The organism is Staphylococcus sp. HMSC056G08, assembly GCF_001812305.1.
Classification (GTDB): domain Bacteria; phylum Bacillota; class Bacilli; order Staphylococcales; family Staphylococcaceae; genus Staphylococcus; species Staphylococcus simulans.
In genome coordinates, this window is record NZ_KV808534.1 from 27,472 (window position 1) to 35,770 (window position 8,299).

The 8,299-nt window shown below is 37.2% G+C and carries 5 protein-coding genes; 4 read left to right on the top strand and 1 reads right to left on the bottom strand.

What is annotated here, in order from left to right; genetic code table 11:
• The first annotated feature begins 41 nt into the window (after window positions 1–41).
• Together HMPREF2846_RS12805 and HMPREF2846_RS12810 are read left to right on the top strand one after the other, a co-directional pair.
• Window positions 42–1,685, top strand: coding sequence for an alpha-keto acid decarboxylase family protein (locus HMPREF2846_RS12805; RefSeq protein ID WP_070626787.1), 1,644 nt, complete (start codon window positions 42–44; stop codon window positions 1,683–1,685).
• Window positions 1,686–2,200: 515 nt separating this feature from the next.
• On the top strand, window positions 2,201–3,817 hold the full coding sequence (locus HMPREF2846_RS12810; RefSeq protein ID WP_070626831.1) for a BCCT family transporter: 1,617 nt from the start codon (window positions 2,201–2,203) through the stop codon (window positions 3,815–3,817).
• A gap of 126 nt (window positions 3,818–3,943) precedes the next feature.
• Here the strand turns inward: HMPREF2846_RS12810 and HMPREF2846_RS12815 are convergent, their stop codons facing one another.
• Window positions 3,944–4,498 carry a choline uptake/conversion transcriptional regulator CudC gene (locus HMPREF2846_RS12815; RefSeq protein WP_002480012.1) on the bottom strand — a complete coding sequence of 185 codons (555 nt, stop codon included), beginning with the start codon at window positions 4,496–4,498 and terminating at the stop codon, window positions 3,944–3,946.
• Window positions 4,499–4,722: 224 nt separating this feature from the next.
• Here HMPREF2846_RS12815 and betB point away from each other — a divergent pair, with 224 nt between their 5' ends.
• Together betB and betA are read left to right on the top strand one after the other, a co-directional pair.
• Entirely contained in the window at window positions 4,723–6,213 is a 1,491-nt protein-coding gene (betB, locus tag HMPREF2846_RS12820) for a betaine-aldehyde dehydrogenase (protein WP_037556091.1), read from the top strand.
• A gap of 119 nt (window positions 6,214–6,332) precedes the next feature.
• The gene (gene betA / locus HMPREF2846_RS12825) at window positions 6,333–8,021 is read left to right on the top strand and encodes a choline dehydrogenase (RefSeq protein ID WP_002480010.1); all 1,689 of its coding nucleotides are present in this window, start codon (window positions 6,333–6,335) and stop codon (window positions 8,019–8,021) included.
• Window positions 8,022–8,299: the final 278 nt, after the last annotated feature.

Consider the following 8,299-nt stretch of genomic DNA (forward strand, 5'->3'; position numbering starts at 1 on the left):
CCTAGAATTGTATAAGAGAAAGAGAAAAAGGTGGAATGAATATGAATAAACGTGTTGGAGAGTATTTAATGGACTGCCTGAGTACTGCAGGCGTAGATAAAGTATTTGGTGTACCTGGAGATTTCAACTTAGCTTTCTTAGATGATATTATCAGCCGTGATGATATTGAATGGATTGGTAATACAAATGAATTAAACGCAAGTTATGCGGCAGACGGTTATGCACGCATGAATGGTTTAAGCGCAATGGTGACTACATTTGGTGTAGGTGAATTATCAGCGGTCAATGGTATCGCAGGTTCTTATGCAGAACGTATTCCAGTAGTTGCAATTACAGGCGCACCGACACGCAGTGTAGAACAAGCAGGTAAATATGTTCACCACTCACTTGGTGAAGGTGAATTCGATAACTACCGCAAAATGTTCAAAGAAATTACAACAGCACAAGGTTATATCACACCTGAAAATGCACAAGAAGAAATTCCGCGCCTGATCAATGAAGCATTAGCCGAGAAAAGACCGGTACATTTACACTTACCGATTGATGTCGCAATGACAGAAATTGAAGTGAAAGATGCTTATCAATTACCAGAATTTAAAGCACAAGATGTCTCAAACTATATTGAGATGGTTAAAAATAAATTAAACAGTGCGTCTCAACCTGTAATTATTGCAGGACATGAAATCAATAGTTTCAAACTGCATGACAAACTAGAACAATTTGTAAATCAAACACACATTCCAGTTGCGCAATTGTCATTAGGTAAAGGTGCCTTCAATGAAGAAAATCCTTACTATATGGGCATTTATGACGGCTCAATCGCAGAAGAAAATATTAGAAATTATGTTGATAACAGTGATGCAATTTTAAATATTGGTGCGAAATTAACAGACTCTGCCACAGCAGGTTTCTCATATGAATTTGATATTGATGATGTCGTGATGTTGAATCAACACAATTTCAAAATGAATGACACAGAAGATCAAGATGTAACATTACCAGATTTATTAGAAGGCCTGTTAGAGATGGACTATGTGAATGATGCAGATTACCCACAATATAAACGTCCAGAAGCGGGTCAATATGAATTAACGAACGAACCATTAACACAAGAAACGTACTTCAAGATGATGCAAGACTTTATCGCACCTGATGATGTGATTCTAGCCGAACAAGGAACATCATTCTTTGGTGCATATGACTTAGCGTTATATCAAGCGAATAAGTTTATTGGTCAACCTTTATGGGGCTCAATTGGTTACACATTACCAGCAACATTAGGTACACAAATTGCTGATCCAAATCGTCGTAACTTATTATTAATCGGTGACGGTTCACTGCAATTAACAGTTCAAAGTATTTCAACAATGATTCGTGAGAAATTAAAACCAGTATTGTTTGTCATCAATAATGATGGCTATACAGTAGAGCGTAAGATTCATGGTGAAAATGAACCGTATAACGACATCTTTATGTGGGACTACAAAGCCTTACCAGCAGTCTTCGGTGCTAAAGATGATGTGAAAATCCATGATGTTTCAACAAGTGAAGAGTTGAAACAAGCCTTTGAAACTATTAAAGCTTATCCAGAAATGATGCACTTTGTAGAAGTGAAAATGGCAATGCACGACGCACCGCATAAATTAGAAGCTATTGGTAAAGCTTTCGCAAAACAAAATAGCTAAAGATAATTTGAAAAATAATACACATAAAAATGAATGAAGTGATTCGCACTTTCATTTAAAATCCCTGACGTTTAAAGTCGGGGATTTTTTATGAGAAATATTGATAAACATAATTTTAAATCATAAAAAATTGACGATTCTAGAGGGTGTTTTCAGTTTTTCTAAAAAAATATTTATTCGCATAAAATGTATATTAATGCATAAAAATGGGTGGTTAAGTTCGTTCAATTCGTTAAATTTAAACTTAACATAGGGATATAAGCGATTAGGACGCTTGAATTACTAATCTGAAATATATATTTATTCATTTTTGCCAACATATTCTTCTGTATGAATTTGCATTATTATAAATAATTCGTTAATGTCTTTATGTAACATAAGAAATGGGGAGTTGGAAAAATAAAAAGAGAAGTAGAATTTGATTTTTATGTTTTCAACGACAATTAATCAATATAGGGAGTGCAAAAACATTGCAAAAAGCTAAAAAGCAAAACAAAGCTAAAAAGTCCCAAATTATGGACTGGACAACGTTTTATGGTACTGTCGCTATTTTATTAATTGCTGTCATTCCGATGATGGCATTTCCTAAAGCGAGTCAAAAAGTAATCACTGACATTAACGAAGCAGTATCCAATTCGCTAGGTGCAGTTTATTTATCACTGGGCTTAATTGTTTTAGGTTTCGTACTGTACATAGCATTTGGCAAATACGGAAACGTAACTCTGGGGAGAGCAAGTGATAAACCGGAATTCGGTAACTTTACTTGGGCAGCGATGCTGTTCTGTGCCGGTATCGGTTCAGATATTTTATACTGGGGCGTTATTGAATGGGCTTTCTATTTCCAAGTACCGCCACATGGCGAGAAAGGTATGACAGATGCTGCCTTAGAATATGCCACAATGTATGGTATGTTCCACTGGGGTCCAATTGCTTGGGCAATTTATGTTTTACCAGCTTTACCGATCGGTTACTTAGTTTTCGTGAAGAAAAAACCAGTTTATAAAATCAGTCAGGCTTGTCGACCGATTTTAAAAGGACAAACTGAAAAATTACCAGGTAAAATTGTCGATATTTTATTTATCTTCGGTTTACTTGGCGGTGCAGCTACATCACTTGGATTAGGTGTGCCAATGATTTCAGCTGGTATTGAACGTTTAACAGGTATTGATGGACAAAGTATGGTGTTACGTTCAGCGATTTTAATTACAATTACGGTTATTTTCGCAGTCAGCTCTTATACAGGACTAAAAAAAGGGATTCAACGTTTAAGTGACGTGAACGTTTGGTTGTCATTTATTCTATTAGGATTTGTCTTTATTGTAGGTCCAACTGTATTCATCATGGAAACAACAGTTACAGGCTTTGGGAATATGTTAAAGAATTTCTTCCAAATGGCTACATGGTTAGAACCGTTTGGCGGTATTGATGGACGTAAGGAAACAAACTTCCCGCAACAATGGACAATTTTCTATTGGTCATGGTGGATCGTTTATGCGCCGTTTATCGGACTCTTTATCGCACGTATTTCTAAAGGTCGTACGTTAAAAGAAGTCATCTTAGGTACGATTATTTACGGTACATTAGGTTGTGTCTTATTCTTTGGTATCTTTGGTAACTATGCAGTGTATCTTCAAATTACACATCAATTCGATGTTGTATCATTCTTGAATGCACATGGTACGGAAGCAGCCATTGTTGAAGTCATTCACCAACTACCGTTCCATAATATTATTGTCGTTCTATTCTTGATTTCAGCATTCTTGTTCTTAGCAACGACGTTCGACTCAGGTTCATATATTTTTGCTTCAGCATCTCAAAAGAAAGTGATTGGTGAACCATTACGCGCGAACCGTTTATTCTGGGCATTTGCGTTATGTTTATTACCATTCTCATTAATGCTAGTCGGTGGTCAACGTGCGCTGGATGTTCTGAAGACAGCTTCAATTCTAGCCAGTGTGCCGCTCATTGTGATTTTCGTCTTTATGATGATATCGTTTATTATCACCTTATCTAGAGACCGCGTTAAATTACAATTACGTGCCGCACGATTAAGAGAAGCAGAACATCGTTCCTTGAAGATTAATCAGATTGCGGAAGAACGTGAAGAGGAACAACACGCACAAAGATCTTAACGATTTATAAGTAGAATTACTTTTAAAGATAAAAAATGAATGAAAATGAAGTAGAAATAAAAAATGGCACGCATTCCAAATCTGGAGTGCGTGCCATTTTTATATCGATAAGTTATGGAAAGTGTATTATACATCTTTCGGGTCAGGAATTGGGAAATATTTAAAGATTTCGCCAGTACGGATGGCTTCATTAATTTGAGAAAGCCATTCGTAATAGATACGAGAATGTTCGAGTTGTGCATTGACGCGTTGTGCATAGTCATAAGTTGCTTCGTCGACATCATCTGATTCTAGAACGTGTTGAATAATTTGTTCTGCTTCATCAAGAGAAGCCATATTGACGTTTATTTCACGACTGAATTTCACATCGAAGAAGTGTCTGAAGAATACAAAGAAGTCTTTTTCAGCAACAAAATGTTGTTTACGACTGCCACGTGTAAATTGTTGTTTTACTAAGTCATACTCTTGTAGACGTTTCACACCTGTACTCATACTTGGCTTACTCATCTGCAACTTCTCGCGCATTTGATCCAAGGTCATATTATCTTCAAATACCATAGTCCCGTAAAGGTTGCCGACACTACGATTAATGCCGTACAAATCCATTGTTTCGCCAATCGCGTTAATCACTAAATCTTTAGCTTCTTCGATGGCTTGTTCATGTTGATTTGAACTTGTCATACTTAAACCTCCGTCCACTACATTTATATTCATTTTAGAGTTATTTCCCGCATTCGTCCAATGTTGAATCATGAATAGTATATCAAAGTACAGGATTATCTTTAACTTGCTATGCAGTGTGTTATATAAAAAGTGTGTTTGACACTTTCTCTTTATTCATGCTAACATAAACTTTGTAAAATTCGTTAAATAAAAATTTAACAAAGTTAACGGGGGTCTAAATGATGGAACTTGTAAAGCGTTTATCTCACCAACAATACATTGATGGTGAGTGGATAGACAGTGCGAACCAAGCCACACGTGAAATAATCAATCCTTATAATCAAGAAGTTATATTCGAAGTATCAGAAGCAGCAGCTGAAGATGCAGAACGTGCAGTAAAAGCAGCAAGACGTGCTTTTGATCAAGGTGACTATGCGAATGAAACAAGTGAAGTCAAAGGACAAAAAGTCAGAGCAATTGCTGACAAGATTAAAGAAAATCGTGAAGAACTTGCGAAACTAGAAACGTTAGATACTGGTAAAACGTACGAAGAATCACTTGCAGATATGGATGACATCCATAACGTCTTTATGTATTTTGCGGGGTTAGCTGATAAAGACGGCGGTGAAATGATTAATTCACCAATTCCAGGTACAGAAAGTAAAGTTGTGAAAGAACCAGTCGGTGTGGTTACACAAATTACACCTTGGAACTATCCTTTACTACAAGCATCATGGAAAATTGCGCCAGCCTTAGCTACAGGTTGTTCATTAGTGATGAAACCTAGTGAAATCACACCATTGACAACTATTCGTGTATTCGAATTGATGGAAGAAGTCGGTTTCCCTAAAGGTGTTATTAATTTAGTGTTAGGTGCCGGTTCAGTTGTAGGTGATGTTTTATCAGGTTCACCAGAAGTAGACTTAGTGTCATTTACAGGTGGTATTCAAACTGGTAAACACATTATGAAACAAGCAGCAAATCATGTGACAAATGTCGCATTAGAACTTGGCGGTAAAAATCCTAACGTCATTTTTGAAGATGCTGACTTTGATTTAGCAGTTGATCAAGCGCTAAACGGCGGCTATTTCCATGCAGGTCAAGTATGTTCAGCAGGTTCACGTATTATTGTTCAAAACTCAATTAAAGATAAGTTCGAAGAAGCGTTGATTAAACGCGTGAAAAATATTCGTCTTGGTAATGGGTTTGATGAAGATACTGAAGTGGGTCCATTAATCTCAGCGGAACATTTAGCAAAAGTTGAAGGTTATATGGATGTTGCGAAAGAAGAAGGCGCAACGATTGCGACAGGCGGTAAACGTCCTGATCGTGATGACTTGAAAGATGGCTTCTTCTTTGAACCGACAGTGATTACAGATTGTGATACGTCAATGCGTATCGTACAAGAAGAAGTATTCGGACCTGTTGTGACAGTTGAAGGATTTGAAGATGAAGCGGATGCGATTCGTTTAGCGAACGATTCAATTTATGGTTTAGCAGGTGCAGTGTTCTCTAAAGACATCGGCAAAGCTCAACGTGTCGCAAGCCGATTACGTATGGGTACAGTATGGATTAATGATTTCCATCCTTACTTCGCACAAGCACCTTGGGGCGGCTATAAACAATCAGGTATCGGTCGTGAATTAGGTAAAGAAGGTTTAGAAGAGTACTTAGTTTCTAAACACATTTTAACGAACTATCATCCAGAACCAGTGAATTGGTTTAAAGGCTAATGCATTTTAAATAAAGCGAGAATACAGGTGAAATAATTTTCGCCTCTCTGTTCTCGCTCTCTTTTTGGACAAATTAAGATAAATCGAGCATAACCATTTTCTATAGGAGGAAGACATAAATGAGTAAATCTTATGATTATGATTATATTATTATCGGCGGGGGCAGTGCCGGTTCAGTTTTAGGTAATCGTTTAAGTGTAGACAAGAACAATGAGGTATTAGTATTAGAAGCAGGACGCAGCGACTATTTTTGGGATTTATTTATTCAAATGCCAGCAGCATTAATGTATCCATCAGGAAATCGTTTCTACGACTGGATTTATGCGACAAATAACGAACCACATATGGGCGGTCGTCAAGTTGCACACGCACGCGGTAAAGTATTAGGCGGTTCAAGTTCAATCAACGGTATGATTTATCAACGTGGTAACCCGATGGACTATGAAAAATGGGGTTCACCAAAAGGTATGGAAACTTGGGATTACGCACATTGCTTACCATACTTCAAACGTTTAGAAACAACATTCGGTGCAGAACAAGATGACGAATATCGTGGTCATCATGGTCCGATTAAATTAAAACGTGGACCAGCGAAAAACCCATTATTCCAAGCGTTCTTTGATGCAGGTGTGCAAGCAGGCTACAATAAAACACCTGATGTGAACGGTTTCCGTCAAGAAGGTTTCGGACCTTTCGACAGCCAAGTTCATAATGGCCGTCGTGTATCAGCTTCACGCGCTTACTTACATCCAGTAATGAAACGTAAAAATTTACATGTTAAAACACGTGCGTTTGTGACGAAATTAAACTTTGAAGGTAATAAGGTTACAGGCGTGACATTTAAACGTAATGGTAAATTACACACGGTTACCGCAAAAGAAGTCATCTTATCAGGTGGAGCGTTCAATACACCACAATTACTTCAATTATCAGGTATCGGTGATTCTGAACACTTGAAATCATTAGGTATTGAACCACGTATTCACTTACCTGGTGTCGGTGAAAACTTCGAAGACCACTTAGAAGTGTACATTCAACACGCAGCATCTCAACCTGTGTCAGAACAACCAAGTTTAAATCCATTAAAAATGCCATTTATCGGTTTACAATGGATCTTCAGCCGTACAGGCCCAGCCGCAACGAACCACTTTGAAGGTGGCGGATTCGTACGTTCAAACGATGATGTGAAGTATCCAAACTTGATGTTCCACTTCTTACCGTTAGCAGTACGTTATGATGGCGAGAAAGCAGAAACAAAACATGGTTTCCAAGTACACGTTGGACCAATGTATTCTAACTCTCGCGGCAGCTTGAAGATTAAATCAACAGACCCATTTGAACATCCTGACTTTGTGTTCAACTATCTTTCAACAGAAGAAGATAAACGTGAATGGGTAGAAGCTATTCGTGTTGCACGTAATATCTTATCTCAACCTGCACTTGCACCTTATAACGATGGAGAAATTTCTCCAGGACCAGAAGTTCAAACAGATGAAGAAATTTTAGATTGGGTACGCCGCGACGCTGAAACAGCATTACATCCTTCATGTAGTGCGAAAATGGGACCTGCTTCAGACCCAATGGCCGTTGTAGACCCATTAACAATGAAAGTACATGGCATGGAAAACTTACGTGTTGTTGATGCATCAGTCATGCCTACAACAACAAACGGTAATATTCATGCGCCTGTCTTAATGATTGCGGAAAAAGCTGCAGATATTATTTTAGGCAATGATCCAATGAAACCAGAATATATGGATTATTATGTACATGGTAAACATGATAAAAATGCAGGAACAGTTCAATAATTAACGTTTTAAAAGGAGTCTTCAAATAGTGGAGGACTCCTTTTTTTATATACTTTTAGAAAGTCTGTTTATTGCCATACGATGATGCAAAATTATAAATGTTTAAGTTTTGATACATAGGGATTAGAGAAACGTAACGAGGAAGTGTACAAAAGTAAATTTCATGTTAAAAATATTTATCAAAATAAAAAAGTGTGAAACTTTTGAAATTTACTAAAATAGATATAGACACTTCTTGAAATTTCAGTATAATTAACTCAATTAGCAATTTTTAAACG

Excerpts from the sequence above, each read along its gene's own strand:
- HMPREF2846_RS12805 (WP_070626787.1), top strand. The coding sequence starts at position 42 with ATGAATAAACGTGTTGGAGAGTATTTAATGGACTGCCTGAGTACTGCA.
- HMPREF2846_RS12810 (WP_070626831.1), top strand. The coding sequence starts at position 2,201 with ATGGACTGGACAACGTTTTATGGTACTGTCGCTATTTTATTAATTGCT.
- HMPREF2846_RS12815 (WP_002480012.1), bottom strand. The coding sequence starts at position 4,498 with ATGACAAGTTCAAATCAACATGAACAAGCCATCGAAGAAGCTAAAGAT.
- betB (WP_037556091.1), top strand. The coding sequence starts at position 4,723 with ATGGAACTTGTAAAGCGTTTATCTCACCAACAATACATTGATGGTGAG.
- betA (WP_002480010.1), top strand. The coding sequence starts at position 6,333 with ATGAGTAAATCTTATGATTATGATTATATTATTATCGGCGGGGGCAGT.